Annotated in this window: 19 protein-coding genes; 5 read left to right on the top strand and 14 right to left on the bottom strand. The window is 67.3% G+C overall.

Annotated elements, in window-relative coordinates; translation table 11 throughout:
• Nucleotides 1–24: 24 nt before the first annotated feature.
• The 9 genes from pheS to ACQZ13_RS09345 all read right to left on the bottom strand — a co-directional run bounded on the left by pheS (nucleotide 25) and on the right by ACQZ13_RS09345 (nucleotide 12,435).
• On the bottom strand, nucleotides 25–1,062 hold the full coding sequence (gene pheS, locus ACQZ13_RS09385) for a phenylalanine--tRNA ligase subunit alpha (RefSeq protein WP_421035907.1): 1,038 nt from the start codon (nucleotides 1,060–1,062) through the stop codon (nucleotides 25–27).
• 205 nt (nucleotides 1,063–1,267) lie between these two features.
• Nucleotides 1,268–1,624 (bottom strand): 50S ribosomal protein L20, encoded by a 357-nt coding sequence (gene rplT / locus ACQZ13_RS09380; RefSeq protein ID WP_067275752.1) that lies wholly within the window; start codon nucleotides 1,622–1,624, stop codon nucleotides 1,268–1,270.
• Nucleotides 1,625–1,650: 26 nt separating this feature from the next.
• The gene (gene rpmI, locus ACQZ13_RS09375) at nucleotides 1,651–1,854 is read right to left on the bottom strand and encodes a 50S ribosomal protein L35 (protein ID WP_431051308.1); all 204 of its coding nucleotides are present in this window, start codon (nucleotides 1,852–1,854) and stop codon (nucleotides 1,651–1,653) included.
• 153 nt (nucleotides 1,855–2,007) lie between these two features.
• On the bottom strand, nucleotides 2,008–2,553 hold the full coding sequence (gene infC, locus ACQZ13_RS09370) for a translation initiation factor IF-3 (protein WP_082938615.1): 546 nt from the start codon (nucleotides 2,551–2,553) through the stop codon (nucleotides 2,008–2,010).
• Between the two features lie 69 nt (nucleotides 2,554–2,622).
• Complete coding sequence (gene thrS / locus ACQZ13_RS09365; RefSeq protein WP_431051306.1) at nucleotides 2,623–4,548, bottom strand: threonine--tRNA ligase; 1,926 nt, start codon at nucleotides 4,546–4,548, stop codon at nucleotides 2,623–2,625.
• 203 nt (nucleotides 4,549–4,751) lie between these two features.
• Complete coding sequence (locus tag ACQZ13_RS09360) at nucleotides 4,752–5,834, bottom strand: phospholipase (protein ID WP_431051304.1); 1,083 nt, start codon at nucleotides 5,832–5,834, stop codon at nucleotides 4,752–4,754.
• Nucleotides 5,835–5,903: 69 nt separating this feature from the next.
• Nucleotides 5,904–8,006 (bottom strand): TonB-dependent receptor plug domain-containing protein, encoded by a 2,103-nt coding sequence (locus ACQZ13_RS09355; RefSeq protein WP_431051302.1) that lies wholly within the window; start codon nucleotides 8,004–8,006, stop codon nucleotides 5,904–5,906.
• A 283-nt stretch (nucleotides 8,007–8,289) separates the two neighbouring features.
• Nucleotides 8,290–10,629, bottom strand: a complete 2,340-nt coding sequence (locus ACQZ13_RS09350; protein WP_431051300.1) for a Tex family protein — start codon at nucleotides 10,627–10,629, stop codon at nucleotides 8,290–8,292.
• Nucleotides 10,630–10,680: 51 nt separating this feature from the next.
• Nucleotides 10,681–12,435, bottom strand: a complete 1,755-nt coding sequence (locus ACQZ13_RS09345; protein WP_431051298.1) for an acyl-CoA dehydrogenase family protein — start codon at nucleotides 12,433–12,435, stop codon at nucleotides 10,681–10,683.
• A 430-nt stretch (nucleotides 12,436–12,865) separates the two neighbouring features.
• Between ACQZ13_RS09345 and ACQZ13_RS09340 the strand changes: the two genes are divergently transcribed.
• Both ACQZ13_RS09340 and ACQZ13_RS09335 read left to right on the top strand, forming a co-directional pair.
• Nucleotides 12,866–14,659, top strand: coding sequence for a M4 family metallopeptidase (locus ACQZ13_RS09340; RefSeq protein ID WP_431051296.1), 1,794 nt, complete (start codon nucleotides 12,866–12,868; stop codon nucleotides 14,657–14,659).
• 136 nt (nucleotides 14,660–14,795) lie between these two features.
• The gene (locus tag ACQZ13_RS09335; RefSeq protein WP_431051294.1) at nucleotides 14,796–16,382 is read left to right on the top strand and encodes a M20/M25/M40 family metallo-hydrolase; all 1,587 of its coding nucleotides are present in this window, start codon (nucleotides 14,796–14,798) and stop codon (nucleotides 16,380–16,382) included.
• Here ACQZ13_RS09335 and ACQZ13_RS09330 read toward each other — a convergent pair.
• Nucleotides 16,363–17,259, bottom strand: a complete 897-nt coding sequence (locus ACQZ13_RS09330) for a LysR family transcriptional regulator (RefSeq protein WP_431051292.1) — start codon at nucleotides 17,257–17,259, stop codon at nucleotides 16,363–16,365. The two genes, ACQZ13_RS09335 and ACQZ13_RS09330, sit on opposite strands and share 20 nt — an antisense overlap.
• A gap of 104 nt (nucleotides 17,260–17,363) precedes the next feature.
• On the opposite strand from ACQZ13_RS09330, the gene ACQZ13_RS09325 reads away from it, so the two are divergent.
• The 3 genes from ACQZ13_RS09325 (at nucleotide 17,364) to ACQZ13_RS09315 (ending at nucleotide 19,575) form a co-directional block, all read left to right on the top strand.
• Nucleotides 17,364–18,074, top strand: coding sequence for a glutathione S-transferase family protein (locus ACQZ13_RS09325; RefSeq protein WP_431051290.1), 711 nt, complete (start codon nucleotides 17,364–17,366; stop codon nucleotides 18,072–18,074).
• A gap of 49 nt (nucleotides 18,075–18,123) precedes the next feature.
• Nucleotides 18,124–19,119 (top strand): MBL fold metallo-hydrolase, encoded by a 996-nt coding sequence (locus ACQZ13_RS09320; RefSeq protein ID WP_431051288.1) that lies wholly within the window; start codon nucleotides 18,124–18,126, stop codon nucleotides 19,117–19,119.
• Nucleotides 19,120–19,362: 243 nt separating this feature from the next.
• Nucleotides 19,363–19,575 carry a cold-shock protein gene (locus ACQZ13_RS09315; protein ID WP_067275787.1) on the top strand — a complete coding sequence of 71 codons (213 nt, stop codon included), beginning with the start codon at nucleotides 19,363–19,365 and terminating at the stop codon, nucleotides 19,573–19,575.
• 66 nt (nucleotides 19,576–19,641) lie between these two features.
• Here the strand turns inward: ACQZ13_RS09315 and ACQZ13_RS09310 are convergent, their stop codons facing one another.
• The 4 genes from ACQZ13_RS09310 to ACQZ13_RS09295 form a co-directional block, all read right to left on the bottom strand.
• Nucleotides 19,642–19,875 carry a hypothetical protein gene (locus ACQZ13_RS09310; protein ID WP_431051285.1) on the bottom strand — a complete coding sequence of 78 codons (234 nt, stop codon included), beginning with the start codon at nucleotides 19,873–19,875 and terminating at the stop codon, nucleotides 19,642–19,644.
• 67 nt (nucleotides 19,876–19,942) lie between these two features.
• A complete protein-coding gene (locus ACQZ13_RS09305; RefSeq protein ID WP_431051283.1) occupies nucleotides 19,943–20,140 on the bottom strand; it encodes a hypothetical protein in 198 nt (65 codons plus the stop codon).
• A gap of 176 nt (nucleotides 20,141–20,316) precedes the next feature.
• Complete coding sequence (locus ACQZ13_RS09300) at nucleotides 20,317–21,507, bottom strand: hybrid sensor histidine kinase/response regulator (RefSeq protein WP_431051281.1); 1,191 nt, start codon at nucleotides 21,505–21,507, stop codon at nucleotides 20,317–20,319.
• 101 nt (nucleotides 21,508–21,608) lie between these two features.
• Entirely contained in the window at nucleotides 21,609–22,598 is a 990-nt protein-coding gene (locus tag ACQZ13_RS09295; protein ID WP_431051279.1) for an aldo/keto reductase, read from the bottom strand.
• Nucleotides 22,599–22,604: the final 6 nt, after the last annotated feature.

Here is a 22,604-nt window from a genome sequence, read left to right as displayed (position 1 = left end):
TCTCTAGGCGACCGGGGGCACGATTTACTTGAACTGCGACAGGAAGCGCAGGTCGCCGTCGAAGAACAGACGCAGGTCGCTGACGCCGTAGCGCAGCATGGCCAGGCGGTCGATGCCCGAGCCGAAGGCGAAGCCGATGTAGCGCTCGGGATCGAGGCCCATGTTGCGGATCACCTGCGGATGCACCTGGCCGGAGCCGGAGACTTCCAGCCAGCGGCCCTTCAGCGGACCGGAGCCGAACATCATGTCGATCTCGGCGCTGGGCTCGGTGAACGGGAAGTAGCTCGGACGGAAGCGGATCTCCATGTCCGTCGTCTCGAAGAACTGCTGCATGAAGTTCACGTAGACGGACTTCAGGTCCTTGAAGCTGATGTTCTCGCCGACCCACAGGCCTTCGACCTGATGGAACATCGGCGAATGCGTCGCGTCGCTGTCCACGCGGTAGGTGCGGCCCGGCGCGATCACGCGGATCTCGGGCATCGGCTGGCCGGCGTCGATCGCCGCGCGATGCTTCTTCACGTGCTGGACCGCGTAGCGGATCTGCATCGGGCTGGTGTGCGTGCGCAAGACATGACCCCCTTCGATGTAGAAGGTGTCGTGCATGGAGCGCGCCGGGTGGTCTTCCGGCGTGTTCAGCGCAGTGAAATTGAACCAGTCGTTCTCGATTTCCGGGCCGTCGGCGACGTCGAAGCCCATGGAGCCGAAGATCGCTTCGATGCGTTCCATCGCCCGCGTGATCGGGTGCAGGCCGCCGGTGCCGCGCTGGCGGCCGGGCAGCGTGACGTCCAGCGCCTCGGCCTTGAGTTGCAGCTCGAGTTCCGCGTCCGCCAGCGCCTGGCGGCGCGCGGTCAGCGCCGCCTCGATGCCCTGCTTGAGCTGGTTGATCTGCGCGCCGCGGGTCTTCTTTTCCTCGACGGGCAGGCTGGCCATGCCCTTCATCAGCTCGGTGACCTGGCCGGTCTTGCCCAGGAAACGCGCCTTGGCGTTCTCCAGGTCGGCGGGAGTCGTGGCGGCGGCGAATTCGCCGGTCGCCTGATGCAGCAATTGATCGAGGTCGTTCATCGCGGGGCGCCGACGGGCGTCGGCGGCGTTGGCGGAAGTCGGATGGCACAGCGGTGGAATGGCGCCCATCGCACCCTCACGCACCACTGCGCCGGAATGAAAAAAGGCCGACCACCGGGGTGTCGGCCTTTGAAAGAGGCAGCCCCGGCAGGACCGGAGCGGCCAGTCCACCCGCCGGCGAGCACCGGCGGGAGGACCATGGCTATCAAGCCAGAGCGGCCTTCACCTTGGCGAAGATGCTGGCGAAACCAGCAGGGTCGTTGACGGCGAGGTCGGCCAGGACCTTGCGGTCGATGTCGATCTCGGCCTTCTTCAGACCGGCCACAAACTTGCTGTAGCTCAGACCCAGGCCACGGCTTGCCGCGTTGATACGGGCAATCCACAGCTGGCGGAACACGCGCTTCTTGGCACGGCGGTCACGGTAGGCGTACTGGCCCGCCTTCATCACCGCCTGCTTGGCGATGCGGAAGACGTTCTTGCGACGACCACGGAAGCCCTTGGCCAGAGCCAGGACCTTCTTGTGACGAGCACGGGCGGTTACACCACGTTTGACGCGAGGCATGTTGTATCTCCTTGTCTAATGCTGGATTACAGACCAGCGGTGGGCAGCATCGCGGCGATGTGGCCCATGTTGGTCTCATGCACGGTCGTAGAGCCACGCAGGTGGCGCTTGTTCTTCGTGGTCTTCTTGGTCAGGATGTGGCGCTTGAACGCCTGACCGCGCTTGACGGTGCCACCCGGACGAACGCGAAAACGCTTTTTCGCGCTGCTCTTGGTCTTCATCTTGGGCATGACTGCTCCTTCTATGGGCGTCCCTCCAGGCGACCGCGGGTGACCGCGGTACTTGACCGGCCTGCAGGAGACTAATAAGCCCGCCGACGACCAGATCGACGGGCTGAAACTGAGACGGGGCCTCATCGGCCCCGCCGGGATTGTCTCAGATGCTCAGCGCTTCTTCGGCGCCAGCACCATGATCATCTGACGGCCTTCGAGCTTGGGCATGTGCTCGACCACCGCCACGTCGGACAGCTCGTCGCGGATGCGTTCCAGCATGCGCATGCCGATGTCCTGGTGGGTGATCTCGCGGCCGCGGTAGCGCAGCGTGACCTTGCCCTTGTCGCCGTCCTCCGCGATGAAGCGGCGCAGGTTGCGCATCTTGATCTGGTAGTCGCCTTCGTCCGTGCCCGGACGGAACTTGACTTCCTTGACCTCGATGACCTTCTGCTTGGACTTGGCTTCCGCAGCGCGCTTCTGCTCCTGGTACTTGAACTTGCCGTAATCCATCAACCGGCAGACCGGCGGGACTGCAGTGGCGGCAATTTCGACCAGATCGACGTCCAGGTCACCGGCCATCCGGAGCGCTTCCTGGATCGAGACGATGCCGATCGGCTCGTTCTCGGGGCCATTGAGACGGACTTCAGAAGCGATGATTTCGCGATTCAGGCGGTGCTTGCGCTCCGGAATCGCACGACGGTCAGCAAAAGTAGCGATGGTGGTTACCTTTAGGCGGGCCTTGGCAAGGGTCCGTTAATGATCAGTACAACGCAAAAAGCGCCCGACTCAGGCCTTGTCCGCGATGGCGGTCGAGAGCTTCGACACGAAGTCCTCCAGCGACATCACGCCCAGATCCTGGTTGCCTCGGGCGCGCACTGCGACTGCGCCGTTCGCCTTTTCCTTGTCACCGACGACAAGGATGAACGGCACCTTTTGCAGTGAATGCTCGCGGATTTTATACGTGATTTTCTCGTTGCGCAAATCTGCCTGAACCCTAACCCCTTGTTTTTGCAGCGTTTTCACAATGCTGGAAACGTAGTCCGATTGGGCGTCGGTGATATTGGCGACAACGACCTGCGTCGGGGCCAGCCAGACGGGCAGCGCGCCGGCGTGCTGCTCGATCAGGATGCCGATGAAACGCTCCAGGCTGCCGACGATCGCGCGGTGCAGCATGACGGGCGTGTGGCGCTCGCCGTCCTCGGCGACGTACTCGGCGCCCAGGCGCGCAGGCATCGAGAAATCGACCTGCATCGTGCCGCACTGCCACTGGCGGCCGATCGCGTCCTTGAGCGTGTATTCGATCTTCGGACCGTAGAAGGCGCCGTCACCCGGGGCGATGATGAACTCCACGCCGGAGGCGCGCAGCGACTCCATCAGCGCGAACTCGGCCTTGTCCCAGACCTCGTCCGAACCGATGCGCGCGTCGGGACGCGTCGCGACCTTGTAGATGATGTTGTCGAAGCCGAAGTCCTTGTAGACCTTCTGCAACAGCGCCGTGTAGGCCACGCACTCGGCCAGGATCTGGTCTTCGGTACAGAAGATGTGACCGTCGTCCTGCGTGAAGCCGCGCACGCGCATGATCCCGTGCAGGCCGCCGGTCGGCTCGTTGCGATGGCACTGGCCGAACTCGCCGAAGCGCAGCGGCAGGTCGCGGTAGCTCTTGATGCCGTGCTTGAAGATCAGGATGTGGCCGGGACAGTTCATCGGCTTGAGCGCGTAGTCGCGCTTCTCCGATTCCGTCGTGAACATGTTGTCGCGGTACTTGTCCCAGTGGCCGGTGGCCTCCCACAGCGTCTTGTCCAGCAGCTGCGGGCCCTTCACTTCCTGGTAGCCGTTGTCACGGTACACGCGGCGCATGTACTGCTCGACCTCCTGCCAGATCGTCCAGCCCTTGGGATGCCAGAACACGACGCCCGGCGCGTGCTCGTCGATGTGGAACAGCTCCAGGTCCTTGCCCAGCTTGCGGTGGTCGCGCTTCTCCGCTTCCTCCAGCATGCGCAGGTAGTTCGCCAGGTCGTCCTTGGTCGCCCAGGCCGTGCCGTAGATGCGCTGCAGCTGCTCGTTGCGGTGGTCGCCGCGCCAGTAGGCGCCGGCCACCTTCATCAGCTTGAAGAACTTCAGCTTGCCCGTCGACGGCACGTGCGGGCCGCGGCACAGGTCGGTGAAGCCGCCCTCGGCGTACAGCGAGACATCCTGGTCCGCCGGGATGCTGGCGATGATCTCGGCCTTGTAGGCCTCGCCGATGCCCTTGAAGTACTCGACGGCCTCATCGCGCGGCAGCACCGAACGCGTGACCTTCTCGTCCTTCTTCGCCAGCTCGCCCATCTTGGCTTCGATCGCCGCCAGGTCGTCGGGCGTGAACGGGCGCTTGTAGGAGAAGTCGTAGTAGAAGCCGTTCTCGATGACCGGGCCGATGGTGACCTGCGCGTCGGGGAACAGTTCCTTGACGGCATAGGCCAGCAGGTGGGCGGTCGAATGGCGGATCACATCCAGCCCGTCCGGATCCTTGTCCGTGACGATGGCCAGCTGCGTGTCCTTGTCGATGAGGAAGCTGGTGTCGACGACCTTGGCGTCATCGCCCGAGCCGACGCGGCCGGCGAGCGCCGCCTTCGCCAGGCCCGTGCCGATGGAGGCCGCGACTTCGGCGACGGTCACCGGTTGCGGGAACTCGCGCTTGGAGCCGTCGGGCAGTTGGATGGAGATGTTGGACATGAGGGGGAACTCCAGAAAACAAAAAAGCGCGACCACGTGCCGCGCTTTTTCTGGGGTGCTGACTTTTTCCGGACAGCTGATGAAAGACGTGACGAGCCGCGGTCGCTCAAACCTTCGCAGTGGAGGTGGTAGTCCGCGGTGTCATAACCATGTCGCCTTTCCCGGTCCTTGTTGGAAAAAGAAAATGAGACGTCCAGTGTAGCTCAGAGCGCCTGGATGTCGAGGGTGGGACGGGCGCAGGCTTCGCGGAACTCGTCCCTCAGCCGCTCGCCCTCGCGGACGGCGCGCAGCCAGTCGCGGGCGCGGCCGGGGACGTCGTTCAGGTAGCGCTGGAAGTCGTTGCGATCGGGCAGCTTGCCGTTGGGCAGCGTCTTCACCCACTCGGGGTTGGGTGTGAGCAGCACGACGTTGTCGAGGAAGGCGCTGGTCCGGTGCCGGTGCTTGAGCGCCTTGTCCAGCCAGCCCGGCACGACGCTGGCCTGGAAGTGCGGATACAGCGCGATGCCGTCGCCGACCATCGCGGCGTAGTTCAGGTGCAGGTGGTAGTCGGTGATGCCGCCGTCCCAGTAGGCGCCGGCGGGTGCGCCTTCGATGTCGTGCACGGCCTGCAGCCAGAACGGGATGGAGCAGCTCGCCAGGATGCTGGGCTTGAGGTTGCCTGCGTCCAGCGGCACCTGCCGGCTGCGGTAGTCGGCCAGCGGCATGGGCAGCGGCGAGCGCTTGTCGGAGAAGACGACCCGTTCCAGCCAGGCGCCCATCGCGCGCCGCGACATGGCATTGGCCGCGAACGCGCCCAGGTAGCCGAGCGGCGTACGCAACCGCCCTTCCCGCCCGAGCACATGCCTCCCACGCGAGGTGAACACATGCAGCCGGAACTGCGGATGCGACAGCACCTCGGCCTCGCGGCCGCCGAAGATCTCGCCGAGCTTTCCGGCGAACGCGCGCGAGACGGTCGCGGCGGTCGGCCGCTTGCCGGGCGCCGACTCGTAATCCTGATGGGCGTAGTCGTGGGCGAGGCGCTCGAACTCCGCATCCGCCTGCGCAGCGTCGCGGGTCAGGCAGGCGGTGGCCATGCGCCAGGCGCCGATGGAGGCACCGAGCAGGTGGACCTCCTGGCCGCCCGACGGCAGGAACTCGCCGAAGAGATGCGCGTCGAGCGCGCTGAGCACCAGTCCCTTCGGACCGCCGGCGGCGCCGGGCACGACGCGCACATCGGCGGCGCGCAGGCCGTGGTCGCGCAGCCGTTGGCGCGCACGGGGTCCGGCGAGGATCTGCAAGGCCTGCATCGGGCGGGTCGTCCTTTCAAGGTTCGAAGGCGCCCGACGCGGCCGATCTGTCGATTCCGACAGAGGGAATCAGAGCTTCATCTCCAGATTCAACTGGAACCAAGGCTTCAGACCGCGACCGGTGGCGTAGAACTGGTCACCGGGCAGCTGGGTCTCGGCCCGGGCGTCGAGCGGGAAGAGATTATTGGCCGAGAAGCGGACCGAGGTCTTGGGGCTGACCATCCACTGGGCGAAAACATCCAGGCCGCGGTTGCGCGAGTACTCGACGCTCTGACGATCGGTCTGACGCACCGTGTAGACCGGCGTGTAATTCAGATTGGCGCCGGTGGTGACCGGGACGCTGCTGAAGCGGTAGTCGAAGCCGAGGTTGGCGGTCCAGGGCTGCTGCTGGTCGAGGCGGTTGTCCGGCCCGTCGACGGCCTTCACGCGCGAGCGATAGACGCTCACGGAACTGCGCAGGTTCAGCGGCAGCTTGGGCTCGAACAGCGACGGGAACAGTTCCCCCGCGCGGCCCTTGAGCTCCATCTCGATGCCGCTGGTGGTGGCGCTGGAGAAGTTCATCGGCCGGATCACGTAGCGCGGGAACGGCACGAGGGCGGTGGGCGCGTCCAGCGTGACGACGTTGCGGATCAACTGGCTGATGTTGCGATGGAAGACGCCGAGGCTGAAAAGGCTGCCGCCGGTGAGGTACTTCTCGTAGGACACATCCACGCCCGTGGCGAGCTCCGGCTTCAGCGACGGATTGCCGACGCGGTCCGGGTTGAACTCGTCGTTGGTGCCGTCCGGCCGCTGGAACTTGCTGTTGAGCGTGTAACGACCCAGCATCTGCGTCAGTTCGGGCGCCTTGTAGCTGCGGGTGATGCTGGCGCGGATCATGTCGCGCCCCTTCGGGTCCAGCTTGTAGGTCAGGTGCCACAGCGGCGACAGCACGCTGGAGCTGTTGCGCGCGTCGGTGCCGACGCCGCGGCTGGTCGTCACGATCTGCTCATGGCGCAGGCCGAAGTAGGTCGACCACTGCGGGTTGATCTCCCATTCATCCTGGATGAAATAGGCCTGACGGCGGATGCGCGCGCCGAAGTTCTCGCCGTTCAAGCCGGGGAGCTGCTCCTCGCCGCCGACCAGCGTGTTGCGGATCTCGTCGCGCTTGCGGAACTCGAAGTCCCAGCCGACGGTGACCGTGTGCTCCTCGCCGAGGATGTGGCTGTACTTGCCGGCCTGCGTCACGCTGCGGTCGCGGCTGTCGAGCAACGCATCCACCGGATCGTCGACCGGACGCGTGCGGTTCTCGATGTGGTTCTTGGCGTCCTGCACGCCGGCCTTGAGCTCCCACTTCTGCGTCTCGCTGAAGCGGTTGTTCCAGGCCAGGTTGGCGCGCAGCATCTGCCAGGTGCCCTTGTTGTCGGCGTTGTCGTCCAGACGCGTGCCGTCGCTGTAGACGCCGTCCTGTGTCAGCCGCACCGAGTTGTTCCAGAAGCCCTTCTGCGCGAAGCCGATCAGCGACACGGTTTCGTCGTCGCTGAGCTTCCAGGTCGCGCGCGGCGCCGAGTTGAAGCCATGGCCCCAGTTGCGCATCTTGCCGTGCTGCGTGGCGACGACGGGATCGCCGTCCACGTCGGTGGCGCTGCGCTCGGTCGTGGAGGTCATCTCCTGCAGCCACTGGAACGCCGACAGCGGCACCGACACCGACACTGGCCCGAAGCGCTCACCATAGGTGAAGGTCGCGGACGGCACCGGATGGTTGATGTTGTAGCCGGCCCCGACGCGCAGGTCGCGCTGCGACAGCTTCGGCGCTTCCTTCAGGATGATGTTGATCGCACCAGCGACGGCCTGCGCGCTCTGGTCGGCGCTCGGGCCCTTGGTCAGCTCGATGCGCTCGACCTGCGCGGGATCCAGCTGGTCCAGCTTGAAGCCCGGAGGCGCCGGATCGCCGTTGATCAGGATCAGCGTGTAGCCGGAACCCAGCCCGCGCATGCGGGGCGCACCATCGGAGACGTTCACGCCAGGCAGACGCTTGAGCACGTCGGCCACGCTCGTGTCCCCATACTTGTCGAGCTCCTCGCGCCCGTAGATCTGCTTGGCCACCGGCGCGCGACGACGCAGCTCCGAATCGGTGTTCCGACCGCTGATCTCCACACGGTCCAGGCGCTTGCCCGACGTCGGCTCGTTGCCCATCCCGGGTGGCGCATCCTGCGCAAGAACAGCAGTCGCCGGCGCAAGCGCAGACAGGCAGACAAGGGCGCAAGCCCTGGCGATGGCGTGGGTCTTCAAAGGAACTCCCGAGGATCTGGTGTCGACACCGTGTCGGTCTGTCGACTTTTGTCTTTGACGGTAAACGGCGCGCAGCGTAGCCGTACGCCGCCCGTTTCGACACCTCAGGTGCGACCAGCCGCGAAAAATGTGGGATCAAACGCGATCCGGCGCCGTGGACGGCGCCGGATCCTGGCCCAAATAGCGCTCAGCGCTTGAGCTTGGCGAAAGCCGCCGCCATCGCGTTGCCGCCGGCCGGCTGGGCTTCACGTGCGCCGGATGGGCGAGCACCGCCCTGGCGCTCATTGCGACCCGCGGGACGGAAGCTGTTGTCCGGCTTGGAGCCGCCACGCGGCGCCTGCGCATCCAGCTTCATCGTCAACGAAATGCGCTTGCGGGCCAGATCGACCTCCAGCACCTTCACCTTGACGATGTCACCGGTCTTGACGACCTCGCGGGCATCGTTGACGAACTTGTTGGCCAGCTGGCTGACGTGGATCAGACCATCTTGATGCACGCCCAGATCGACGAAGGCGCCGAACTGCGCGACGTTGGACACCGTGCCTTCCAGCACCATGCCCTCCTTCAGATCCTTGAGGTCCTCGACGCCGTCGTTGAAACGCGCCACCTTGAAGTCAGGACGCGGATCGCGGCCCGGCTTCTCCAGCTCGCCGAGGATGTCCTTGACGGTGATGGCGCCGAAGCGCTCGTCGGCGAAAGCCTCCGGCTTGAGCGCACGGATCACGTCGGACTTGCCCATGACGTCCGAGATCGGACGCTGGACCTGCGCCAGGATGCGCTCGATGACCGGATAGGTTTCCGGGTGCACGCCGCTGACGTCCAGCGGGTTGTCGCCGTCGCGGATGCGCAGGAACCCCGCCGCCTGCTCGAAGGTCTTCGGGCCGAGGCCCGTGACGTCCAGCAGTTGCTGACGATTGCGGAACGCCCCGTTGGCGTCGCGCCAGCGCACGATCGAATTGGCGACGCTGGCCGAGAGTCCCGACACGCGCGACAGCAACGGCGCGGAGGCGGTGTTCAGGTCGACGCCCACCGAGTTCACGCAGTCCTCGACGATGGTGTCCAGCGTGCGCGCGAGCTCGCTCTGGTTGACGTCGTGCTGGTATTGACCGACGCCGATCGACTTGGGATCGATCTTCACCAGCTCGGCCAGCGGATCCTGCAGACGACGCGCGATGGAGACGGCGCCGCGCAGCGACACGTCCAGATCGGGCAGTTCCTTCGAGGCGAATTCCGAGGCCGAGTACACCGAGGCGCCGGCTTCGCTGACGACGACCTTTTCGATGACAGTGCCCGGCGCCATCGACTGAATGCGCTTGATGAGGTCGGCGGCGAGCTTGTCCGTCTCGCGCGAGGCCGTCCCGTTGCCGATGGCGATGAGGTTGACGCCGTGCGTCGCGCACAGGCGGCCCAGCGTGTGGATGGACCCTTCCCAGTCGCGCTTGGGCTCATGCGGGTAGACGGTCGAGGTGTCCAGCACGCGGCCGGTGTCGCTGACGACCGCCACCTTCACGCCGGTGCGGATGCCCGGATCCAGGCCCATGACGACGCGCTTGCCGGCCGGCGCGGCCAGCAGCAGGTCGCGCAGGTTCTCGGCGAAGACCTTGGTGGCGACCTTCTCGGCCTCCTCGCGCAGGCGCCCGAAGAGGTCGCGCTCCAGGCTCAGCGAGAGCTTGACCTTCCAGGTCCACGCGACGGTCTTGCGGATCAGCTCGTCGCCGGCGCGCTTCCCGTGGCTCCAGCCGAGGTGGCGCGCGATGCGGCCTTCGGCGAGCGAGGGCTGGCCGAGGACGACTTCCTCGTCGAGCGCCAGCTTGGCGTCCAGGAACTCCTGCGTGCGACCGCGGAAGACGGCGAGCGCGCGGTGCGAGGGCACGGTGCGGATCGGCTCTGCGTAGTCGAAGTAGTCGCGGAACTTGGAGATGTCGGGGTGGTTCTCGTCCTTGCCGTCCATCAGCTTGGACTTGAACAGGCCCTCCTCCCACAGCCATTCGCGGAGCTTGCCGATCAGCAGGGCGTCTTCGGCCCAGCGCTCGGAGAGCAGGTCGCGCACGCCGTCCAGCACCGCGAACGCATCGGCGAAGCCGGCATCCGGGTTGAGGAAGGCCCCCGCCTCGCTCATCGGATCGAGCGTCGGATCGGCGAACAGCTTGTCGGCGAGCGGCTCCAGGCCGGCCTCGCGGGCGATGAGGCCCTTGGTGCGGCGCTTCTGCTTGTACGGGAGGTAGAGGTCTTCCAGCTCCTGCTTGGTCGGCGCGGCGGCGATGGCCGCGGCGAGTTCGGGCGTGAGCTTGCCCTGCTCCTCGATGCTCTTGAGCACGGCCTCGCGGCGGTCCTCGAGCTCGCGCAGATAGCTCAGGCGGGCCTCGAGTTCGCGCAACTGGATGTCATCGAGGCCGTCGGTGGCCTCCTTGCGGTAGCGGGCGATGAACGGGACGGTGGCCCCGCCGTCGAGCAGTTCCACGGCCGCGTTGACCTGAGCCGGGCGAACCTTCAGTTCGGCGGCAATCTGAAGCAGGATCTTGTCCAAAACAGCGACGGGCCCAGGGCCCAGAGAGCAACGAAAGCGGGCAAGTTTAGGTCACGCGGGGAAGGCGCTCTGCAACAGCGTGTCGACGTCGACGCTGCGCGTGTCGAACGCCCCGGCGACCGCGCCCCAATGCGGGTCGAACCGGCTGGCGATGAACGCATCGGCGACGAACGCGGGCGAGTGCCGGCGCAGCAGCGCCGCCTGCGCGAGCAGCACCAGCCGGGACGCAAAACGACGGCCGAGCGCTTCCAGCTGATCGGGCGGCGTGGCCAGCCATCCGCGCAAGGCATCGAGCTCGCTGCGCAGCACCCGCTCGTCGCCGACGTCCGCCTCGACCTCGTCGAGCAGCGCCAGGAAGGCTTGCGGATCCCGCGCGACGGCGCGCATGACGTCCAGGCACATCACGTTGCCCGAACCCTCCCAGATCGAGTTGACGGGCGCTTCGCGGTACAGCCGGCCCATGATGCCGTCGTCGATGTAGCCGTTGCCGCCCAGGACTTCCATCGCCTCGCCCGAGAGCTCGACCGCGCGCTTGCAGACCCAGAACTTCGCCGCCGGCGTGACCAGCCGCATCCAGGTGCGCTCTCGCGGATCGTCCTGATGCTCGAAGGCGTGCGCCAGTCGCAGGCTCAACTGCATCGCGGCTTCGCTTTCGAGCGCCAGATCGGCGAGCACCGCGCGCATCAGCGGCTGCTCCGCGAGCCGCTTGCCGAAGGCCCGGCGATGCCGCGTGTAGTGCAGGGCCTGCACCAGCGCCTGCCGCAGCATCGCCGCGCTGCCGACGACGCAGTTCAAGCGCGTGTAGGTGGCCATCTCGATGATGGTCGGAATGCCGCGACCCTCCTCGCCCATCAGCACGCCGTAGGCGTCCTGGAATTCGACTTCGGAGCTGCTGTTGCTGCGGTTGCCGACCTTGTCCTTGAGGCGCTGCACGTTGACGGCGTTCTTCGTCCCGTCGGGCCGCCAGCGCGGCACGAAGAAGCAGCCCGGCGCGCCGTCCGGCGTCTTGGCCACGACCAGGTGCGCGTCGCACATCGGCGCGGAGAAGAACCATTTGTGGCCGGTGATCCGGTACTCGCCGCCGCGGCCGCCTCCGCTTCCACCGCCGTGCGAGACCGGCTCCGCGCGCGTCGTGTTGGCGCGCACGTCGGAACCGCCCTGCTTCTCGGTCATGCCCATGCCGAGCCAGATCGAGCGCTTCTGCGCAAGGGGCAGGTCTCGCCCGTCGTACTCGGTGCTGAACAGTTGATCGCGCAGCGCGTTCCACAACTGCGGCTCGCGGCGCAGCACCGGGATGCTGGCCTGCGTCATCGTCGCGGGACACAAGGTGCCGGCCTCGACCTGCCCGTGCAGGTAGAAGCCCGCAGCCCACGCGACCCAGCGGCCGGGCCGCTCGTCGCGGAACGGCATCGCGACCAGATCCGCCCGGCGGTACATCGCCAGCAACTCGTGCCAACCCGCGTCGAACTCGACGCGGTCGATGCGCCGGCCGCGTTTGTCGAAGCTGTCCAGCGTCGGCGTGACGCGGTTGATGCGCTCGGCGAGGGCGAAGGTCTCGGCCCTGCCGAGCGCCTCGGCATACGCGGCAAGACCCGGCACGAAGGCCTCGGCGCCGGCGCGCGCGAGCGCCGCCTTCAGCGCCGGGTCGGTCTCCAGCAGCGAGTAGCCGCTGAGCTCGTCGACCTGATTGGCCACCTCGTGGGTGCGCCATTGGGGCGCCGGGGCGGCGGCGGCCTGCCGGTCCACGTCGGCGGCGGCGGCGGCGGCGGCGGCGGTGTGCGGGGTGTTGGTCTCCATGGGCGTCATGGTGTGCGTCTCCTGATACGTCACCGGTTTCGAGCTTGTCCTCTGGATCGGGGTCGCGGCAATCGGGATCCTCGCCTATCGCGCGCCCGCCAGCCAGGGCCGTGCCCGGGAATCCGGTTGCAAGGGTTACACCGGCTGTAAGGCCTGACAGGCCGAACCGGCCCGCGCAGCCCCTACATTCGCCCAGTCGTCCGGACCACCCACAACCGACCTCGGGTCCTCCGAGGCACCCGGCGACACCTCGGGACGCGGCGCCAGCCGCACCTCCAACAACATCTGACACGGCCCCACCACTGGGTCGCGAGCAGAGGGGGCCGTCCCGTTCCTACCTGAGCGCGTACGGCCGTTTCTTCGGGAGATCTGATCGATCCATCACGAAAGAAAGAGGCTTATGTCTAAGGTTTCCACACAGGCAATCATCCGTCGCGCCGTGCGCGCCACCCTCCTCGCCGCCGCGGCCACCGCCGCCTGCCAGGCGATCGCCGCGGACCGCGTCCTGCTGGACGACACCTCCCCGGTGAACACGCAGATGCGCGCCACCAGCGCCGCGCCGCAATCCGCGGCCACCGCGCTCGGACTCGGCGCCAACGAGCTGCAGGCCGTGCGCAGCCAGGCCTACGCCGGCGGCAAGGTCGTGACGCGTCACCAGCAGTACTACCAGGGCGTCCCGGTCTGGGGCGAAGGGGTGGTCGAGAGCAGCGACGCCGGCACCTCGCGCTTCTCCGGCAGCATGCTGGCCAACATCCAGCAGGACCTGCCGACCACGCAGGCCAGCCTGACCTCGCAGGGCGCGCTGGCGCAGGCCAAGGGGTCCATCAACGCCGCCATCACCGAGAACGAGCAGGTCAAGCTCTACGTCCGGCTGAACCAGAACAACAAGGCGCAGCTGTTCTACCTGGTGTCCTTCGTGCGCCATGACGCCAAGCAGCCCAGCCGCCCCCACTTCATGATCGACGCCACCACCGGCGCGGTGCTGGAGCGCTGGGAAGGCCTGGCCCACAAGGACGCGACCGGCCCCGGCGGCAACGCCAAGACCGGCCGCTATGAGTACGGCACCGACTACCCGCCCCTGAAGGTGACCGACACCTGCCAGATGAACTCCGGCAACGTCGTCACGGTCAACCTCAACGGCAGCACCGGCGCCAGCAACACGCCCTTCCAGTTCACCTGCTCGCGCAACGAGTACAAGCAGATCAACGGCGCCTACTCGCCGCTGAACGACGCGCACTACTTCGGCGAGATCATCTTCAAGATGTACGGCGACTGGTTCAACATCCGTCCGCTGACCGGCACGCTGTACATGCGCGTGCACTACGGCAGCAACTACGAGAACGCGTTCTGGGACGGCACGGCGATGAGCTTCGGCGACGGCCGCACCACCTTCTATCCGCTGGTCTCGCTGGACGTGTCCGCGCACGAGGTGAGCCACGGCTTCACCGAGCAGAACTCCGGACTGACCTACTCCGGCCAGTCCGGCGGCATGAACGAAGCCTTCTCCGACATGGCCGGCGAAGCCGCCGAGTACTACCGCAACAACGGCAGCAACGACTGGCTGGTGGGCGCGCAGATCTTCAAGGGCTCGGGCGCGCTGCGCTACTTCGACGATCCGACCCGCGACGGCAGCTCCATCGGCAACGCGGCCGACTACCGCAGCGGCATGGACGTGCACTACTCCAGCGGCGTCTACAACAAGGCTTTCTACCTGCTGGCCACCAAGCCGGGCTGGAACACGCGCAAGGCCTTCGAGGTGATGGTCGACGCCAACCGTCTGTACTGGACCGCCAACAGCACCTTCAACCAGGGCGCCTGCGGCGTGGAAACGGCCGCGACCAACCGCGGCTACGCCAAGGCCGACGTGACCGCCGCCTTCGCCAGCGTCGGCGTGAGCTGCTCCGGCACCACGCCGCCGCCGACCGCGACGCCGCTGACCTCCGGCGTGCCGGTGACCGGCATCTCGCTGGCCACGGGCGCGACGAAGCTGTACAGCATCACCGTCCCGGCCGGCCGCTCCACGCTGACCATCAAGCTGTCCGGCGGCACGGGCGACGGCGACGTCTACGTCAAGCGCGGCTCCGCGCCGACGACCACGAGCTACGACAAGCGCTCGATCGGCTCGACCAACGCCGAGACGATCACCTTCTCCGCGCCGACCGCCGGCGTGTACTACGTGCTGGTCAGCGCGTACGCGAAGGTGACCAGCGCGACCCTGGTCGGGACGTACTGATCCCCGCTTGATCCACGGCTAGACAAGCCTGATCGATCCCGACGCGTCGCCCTGCGCGACGCCTCGGACTCCGGCGCGCCGCCCCGCGCGGCGCGCCGGCTTCGCCATTCCTGGAACGACTCCGGAGCAACCACCCATGCGTTCATTCCTCACCATCACCGCGGTGTGCGTCGGCCTGGCCGCGCTCACGCCCGCCTATGCGGGCGACAAGGTCTGGATCAGCCTCGGCGACGCCGCGCTGGCCCAGCTGCAGAAGCACCGTCCGGCCGCGCGCGCCGTGGCCAGCGTCAAGGCCGACGTCGCGCAGGATGCGTCGGCGCAGTCCTTCACCGCCACGAACGAAGGCATCCATCTCGTCGAGGTCGACGAGGACGCGCTCGCCTCGCTGAGCCACTCGATCCACGAGGAGCTGCGCCGCTGCGGCGGCTACATGTACCACCCGAGCCGCGAGGCCGGCATCGCCTCGCTGCAGCGCCACAGCACGCCGCTCGCGTCGCAGCAGCTGGCCGCCGCGCTGGTCGCGACGCGGCCCAGCTACACGATCGACCAGCAGGCCGTCGTGACGCCCATCCTGTCGCAGATGCAGGCCAGCAACATCGGCCAGACCATCGTCGACCTGTCCGCCAACATCAACCGCTACTACACGAGCACCAGCGGCGTGGCGGCGTCCAACTGGCTCAAGCAGAAGTGGACGACGCTGGGCGCGGGCCGCAGCGACATCACCGTCGAGCAGTTCACCCACGCGGGCTGGGCGCAGAAGTCGGTGATCGCGACCATCCAGGGCAGCGACAACGGCAGCGAAGTGATCGTGATGGGCGCGCACCTGGACTCGATCAACCAGTCCGGCGGCTCGGGCGAGACCATGCGCGCGCCGGGCGCGGACGACGACGCCTCGGGCGTGGCCAGCCTCACCGAGGTGCTGCGCGCGCTGGTGCAGGCCAACTACAAGCCGCGCCGCACGATCAAGCTGATGGCCTATGCGGCCGAGGAAGTCGGCCTGCGCGGCTCGCAGGAGATCGCCAACAGCTTCGCCGCCGCCGGCACCAACGTGGTGGGCGTGCTGCAGCTGGACATGACCAACTACAAGGGCGCCGCCAACGACATCTACATCTTCACCGACTACACCGACAGCGCGCAGAACACCTTCCTCACGAACGTGATCGCGACCTACCTGCCGACGCTGCGCGTGGGGACGGACCGTTGCGGCTACGCCTGCTCGGACCACGCGTCGTGGAACGCCAAGGGCTTCTTCGCGAGCATGCCCTTCGAGTCCAGCTTCAGCGCGGACAACCCGTACATCCACACCGCCAACGACACCTACGCCAACATGGGCAGCCAGGCCGACCACGCGCTGAAGTTCGCGCGCATGGCCGCGGCCTACGCGGTGGAACTGGGCAGCGACGGCCCCGGCACGCCGCCGCCCACGGACAAGACGGAGAACTTCAGCGGCAGCCTGGCGCGCGGCGAGAGCAAGAGCTTCGGCCCGTTCAAGGTCGCCAACGGCGGCAGCCTCGCGGCGAGCACGACCGGCACCGGCGACATCGACCTCTACGTCCGCAAGAGCGCGGTGCCGACCACCTCGACCTACACCTGCCGCTCCAACGGCTCGACGGCGACCGAGGGCTGCAGCGTGACCATGACGGCCAACGGGGACGTGTACGTGCTGGTCTACGGCTACTCGGCCGGCAATTACCAGCTGAAGGTCACGTACCGGCCGCAGTGAAGCAGTTCCGCAGCCACTTCCCGGCGGCGTCGTTCTGCGATCGCGGGTGCCACGCCATCGCGAGCCGGAACGGCGCCAGCTCGAACGGGAGTTCGAGCAGCTCGACGAAGGACTCGTAGCGCTGCAGCAGCTGGCGCGGGAGCGTCGTGACGAGGTCCGTCTGCGACAGCACCAGCGCGACCTGGTTGTAGCTGGGCACCGCCGCGGTGACGCGGCGGTGCCGGCCCAGCTTGGCCAGCACATCGTCGACGGACGATGAGAACTCGCCCTTGGCCGACACGATGACGTGGCCGAGATCGCAGTATTCATCGAGCTTGGGCGGCTTCGCTCCGCGCGGGTGACCGCGACGCTGCGCCAGCGCGAAATCGGCGCGCAGCAGGAATCTCGCCTTCAGCGATTCCGGCACCTTGTCGATGTCGCCGAGGAAAAGATCGACCTCGCCGCGCGCCATGCGCTCCACCAGCCCGACGTCGTAGGCCGGCACGACGGCCATGCGCAGCTCGGGATTGCCGTGACGCATCACCTCGGCCATCACGTCGAGCGCGAGGATCGTGAACACGCTGTCGTTGGCCGCGACGGTGAAGGTCCGCGCCGACGTCGCCGGATCGAAGTCGTGCGGCTGCGCCACGGCTTCGCGCAACTGCGAGAGCGCTTGCGCGAGTGCCGGCCGCAGCGCCAGCGCGCGTTCCGTCGCCACCATGCCGCGGCCGGTCTCCGACGGCACCAGCAGCGGATCCTGGAACAGCTCGCGCAGCTTGGCCAGATGCCCCGACAGCGTCGGCTGGCTGATGTGCATGCGCTGCGCGGCGCGCGTGACGTTGAGTTCGTCGAGCAGCGTGTCCAGCGAGATCAGCAGATGCAGATCCGAACGTCTCATATCCACGATTCCGATACCTCCCATCGACTCTGACGACTCACACCCGACGCCTCTCCGGTCCTACGCTTCGCTTCCCTTGAAGCCAGAACCACCCCGGAGCGCTCATGTCGTCCAGCATCGATTTCTACTACCACCCGACGCCGAACCCGTCGAAGGTCGCATTATTCCTGGAGGAAAGCGGTCTTGCCTATCGATTGATTCCCGTCGACATCGCCAAGGGCGAGCAGCACGGCGCGGCCTTCCGCGCCATCAATCCGAACGGCAAGGTCCCGGCGATCGTCGACGACGGTATCGCCGTCTTTGATAGCTCGGCCATCCTGCTTCACCTCGCCCGCAAGACGGGACGATTCAACGGCGAGCCGTCCGACGCCGGCCAGGCGGAGCTGCTGTCGTGGCTGATGTTCATCGCCTCGGGCGTCGGCCCGTTCACCGGCCAGGCCATCCACTTCACCCACTACGCGCCCGCCGGCGAGGCCTACGGCGCGCATCGCTACCGCTTCGAAGCGGACCGCCACTGGGCGATCGTGGAGGCGCGCCTGGCCACGCATCGCTACCTGCTCGGCGACGAGTACTCCCTGGTCGACATGGCGCTGTGGGGCTGGTGCCGCGGCCTGCAGTACCTGCTTGGGGCCGAAGCCTGGAAGCGCTATCCCAACGTGGCGCGGCTGTTCAACGAGATCAACGAACGCCCCGCCGCACGACGCGTCGCCGAGCTGCCGTCCCGCTTCGACTTCAAGCAGGACACCGACGCGCAGACGCGCGCCAGCCTGTTCACGCACGGACTACCGTCCGCCGCGACTGCCGCGACCGCCTGACCGCTCCACCATCACCTGCCATTCCGACCTCGACGTCCACAAGACCATGATGAATCGATCATTCCTCACCCTGACCCTGGCCATCGCCGCCGCCTTCGCCACCGTGGCGCCCGCCGTCCACGCGGAGGGCGCGAGCGCGCCCGCGCCCAAGCTCAGCCACATCCAGGCGGGCTACCAGCACTTCAAGATCGGCGCATTCGAAGTCGTCGCGCTGTCCGACGGCACGCTGCCCATCCCGGCGCAGCAGGTGTTGAAGGGCATCAGCGCCGACGAGATCGCGAAGCGCTTGGCCGCGACCTATCAAAGCACCGAGGTCGAGGCCTCGATCAACGCCTACCTGATCAAGGCCGGCGACCGCTTGGTGATGATCGACGCCGGCACCGGCGAGCTCTACGGCCCGACGCTCAACAAGATCAGCGCGAGCCTGAAAGGCGCCGGCTATGCGCCCGAGCAGATCACCGACATCCTCATCACCCACATCCACACGGACCACACCGGCGGCCTGATGGACGGATCGCGCCTCGTCTTCCCCAACGCGACGCTGCACCTCGAACGCAAGGAACTCGACTACTGGCTGGGCGCCGGCCAGCGCGAGCGCGCGCCGGAAGCCCTGAAGGTCTACTTCGACCAGGCCTTGGCGAAGGTCCAGCCCTACGTCGACGCGGGCCGCGTGAAGACCTTCAGCGGCGAGACCGCACTCTTCCCGGACATCCCGGGCATCCGCTCGCTGCCGGCGCCGGGACACACGCCGGGCCACAGTTTCTACGTGCTGGAGAGCCAGGGCGAGAAGCTGGTGTTCTGGGGCGACCTGCTCCACGTGGCCGACGTGCAGTTGCCCCGGCCCGATGTGACCGTCGCCTTCGACGTCGATCCGAAGGTGGCCGCCGCCACGCGCAAGCAGGCCTTCGCCGATGCGCTGAAGGGCCGCTACTGGGTCGCGGGCGACCACATCGCCTTCCCCGGCGTCGGGCACCTGCAAGCCGATGGCAAGGGATACCGCTGGATTGCCATGCCCTACGTCAACGACTACCACCCGCAGAAGTAGTCTTTGAGGGGCGGCTGACTCATCAGTGCTACGAATGACACATCCGTGCTACATTAGCCGGATAGATTCGCACAAGACCTTTCTTCTGAGGTCTTCTCTGCAGCCGCCGCCGGCCCTCCCCGGGCCCCTCGTGCGAGCGGACTGCTTCAGCAACACCCCCCCGCTGCAAGCTCTTGAGTGTCTCTGTCCCGGCACGCATCCGTGCGCCGGGTTTTTCCTGTCATTCATTCCAAAGGAAACAACATGACGACCAAGCAGGGCACCGTGAAGTGGTTCAGCGACGACAAGGGCTTCGGCTTCATCACCCCGGCCGACGGCTCCAAGGACCTGTTCGCCCACCACAGCGAAATCCAGAGCTCCGGCGGCTTCCGCACGCTGGCTGAAGGCGCCAAGGTCGAGTTCGAGACCAAGGACGGCCCGAAGGGCCCGCAAGCCTCCAGCATCCGCGTCATCTGAACGCAGACTGAGTGATGCCCTCAGGCCCGCCTCTCCCGAGGCGCGCGCCAGGGGCTCACGAGGGGCTCACAGCTTCCACCCGTCGCTCAAGAGCGACGGGTCGAGCTCCCTCCTGATCGCCTGCGCAGCCGCCTCGCGATCGTCGGCGACGCCCTCCACGTGGAGCACCCTCCGCGTCGGCAATCCGGGCCGCTGATAGATGACCGCCCCGACATCCGTCGCCGGCGCCGTCACGAATACCAGATCAAACGAATCGATCCGCAGTCCGGTGATGTTGGCCAGACGCGTCCGGATCAGCACGTCCGCTCCCGCATCCGCTTCCACGCACGCCCGCACGTCCGCTGGCTCGCGCGCTGCAGCGCGGCGCTCACACCAGCTCCTGCCAGTAGATGCGCTCGCCGTCCCCGGTGAGGCACAGCGCCCCGCCGCGCCATTCGAGCCAGCGTTGGCGCACCAGCTGCTCGATCAGCAGTTCGGGGATCTCGCTCGCGCGACGTCGGTGAAGCGCGTCCACACAGGTGCGCAATCCGATGCGCAGCGCTTCCAGGTCCTGCGGTGCAGCCATGGCCTTATTCCTTGCGTTTTCTTCGCGTTTCGCGCCACGACATGCGGCGCGAACAGAAGCGCCAAGCGATCACGGCGAGGACTTGCGGCGCGTTCGAGAGCCTCGAACGAAGCAAGGACTTCGGGATGACAACCTCACGGTCTATGCGCCGATAGTAGCGCAGCGGCCTCCCCGCCTTAAAGGTCGTTCGGAGCGTCCGCGCCTGGCGGCAGGTCGACAGGCGCAACGGCCGGCAGCTCGATCCGGAAGACGGTGCCCGCCTCGCCGGTCTCGACCGCGATGTGGCCGCCGTGCGCTTCCACGATCGTCCGGCACACGAAGAGCCCGAGGCCCATGTTGCTCGCCGCCGGCGCGTCGGTGGTCCGGTGCACCATCGGCTCGAAGAGGCTGCCCAGCACCTCGTCCGGGATCGGACGGCCTTCGTTGCGGACCGACAGGGTGCGCAGGTCCCCGCGACCGCCCGCCGTCACGACGATGGTCCGCCCTTCGGCTCCGTGCTGCGCGGCGTTGCGCAGCAGGTTGGCGATGACGCGCGAGAGCCGTTCGCCGTCCCACGCACCGTCGTCCGGGGACTGCCGCACCAGCTCGATGATCAGGCCGGGATTGGCGCCGCGCGCCTCGTCGATGGCCGCGGACGCCAGCGCGCCCAGGCGCTGCGGCGTGCGCCGCAGGATCAGGTCCGCGCCGAGCCGGCTGCGCGCGTAGTCCTGGATGTCGTCGAGCATGTGCGTCATGCGCCGCGACGCCGCCGTGATGCGGGCCGCCATCTTCTGCGTCATGTCGGCGGAAGGCGGCGCCTTGACCAGCAGCTGGCTGCTCATCGAGATCGCGTCCAGCGGATTGCGCAGGTCGTGCCCGAGGATCGCGAGGAACAGGTCCCGCGCGCGTTCCTCGTCGAGCCGCTTCCGGTCGAGTTCGTCGGACAGCGCGCGCAGCACCTCGCGCCGCCGCAGCAGCGCATGCAGGTTGGCGATCAGCACGTCCTCGTCGACCGGACGCGTGAGGTAGGCATCCGCGCCGCTTTCGAGCCCGTGGACGAGGTCGCGATCGTCGACGTGGATGCCGGAGACATGGATGATGGGGACAGCCGCCGCCGACTTCGACGCGCGCAGTTGGCGGCAGACCTCGAAGCCGCTGATGTCGGGCAGCATGACGTCGAGGATGATGGCGTCGATGCCGCACGCATCCCCTTCACCCTTGCCCTCGCCGCCGCCGACGGCCAGGCGCAGCGCTTCGGCGCCGTCCGGCGCCTCGATCACCGCGAAGCCGGCCAGTTCCAGCCGGCGCCGCAGCGCATAGCGGTGCGCGGCCTCGTCGTCGACGAGCAGGATCGTGCGCCTCCCGTGCGCCTGATGTGCGGCATCCATCCCTGTAGTCCTCGCGGAGCCTCCTCGCGTCGCCACCGGACGATGACGCCGGACTCCGAGCGCGAAGGGTAGCGCAAGCCCGCCCGTCGCGCGTCCCGGATTTACTCGTGTCCGCTGATGGCGTGCGGCACGTAGGGCGCTTGCAGCGCGGCGATCTCGTCGTCGGCCAGCACCAGGTCCAGCGCACCGACGGCGTCGTCCAGCTGCTCGAGCTTCGACGCACCGATGATGGGCGCCGTCACCTCCGGCTTCGCCAACACCCACGCGAGGGCGATCTGCGCCATCTTCACGCCGCGCCGGGCCGCGAGGTCCTGCACGGCCTGGATGACCGGACGGTCCTGGTCGCCCGTCCTGCCGTAGAGCCGCTTGCCGACGTCGTCGGTCTGCAGCCGCTGCGTGGCGACATCCATCGGCCGGGTGAGACGGCCGCGCGCCATCGGACTCCACGGGATCAGCCCGACGCCCTGGTCCGCGCATAGCGGGATCATCTCGCGCTCCTCTTCGCGATACAGCAGGTTGACGTGGTTCTGCATGCTCACGAACGGCGTCCAGCCGTTGCGTCGCGCCACCTCCTGCGCCTTCGCGAACTGCCACGCGTACATCGACGAGGCGCCCAGGTAACGCGCACGCCCCGAGCGCACCACGTCGTTCAACGCGCACATCGTCTCCTCGATCGGCGTGTCGTGGTCCCAGCGGTGGATCTGCAGCAGATCGACGTAGTCGGTGCCCAGGCGCGCCAGGCTCGCGTCGATCTCGGCGAGCACCTGCTTGCGCGACAGCCCGCGGCGATGCCGGACGCCTTCCGGCGTCTCGTACGGGAAGTACATCTTGGTCGCGAGCACGACCTCCTCGCGCCGCGTCATCTCCTTGAGCAGCACGCCCACCATCTGCTCGGAGGTGCCGCCGGAGTAGCTGTTGGCGGTGTCGAAGAAGGTGATGCCGCTGTCGACCGCCTTGCGGAAGAGGACGCGGGAGGTGTCGAGGTCCAGCGTCCAGCTGTGGTTGCCGACGTCGGCCGCTCCGAAAGTCATGCATCCCAGGCACAGCCGCGAGACGTCCAGTCCCGTGTTGCCCAGCTTGGTGTACTTCATGCGCGC

Origin of the sequence: Roseateles sp. L2-2 (assembly GCF_050613215.1) — a bacterium.
Taxonomy (GTDB): Bacteria; Pseudomonadota; Gammaproteobacteria; order Burkholderiales; family Burkholderiaceae_C; genus Roseateles; species Roseateles noduli.
The sequence above is the reverse complement of the archived record's forward strand: the minus strand, read 5'-3'. Positions and strand labels throughout refer to the sequence as shown.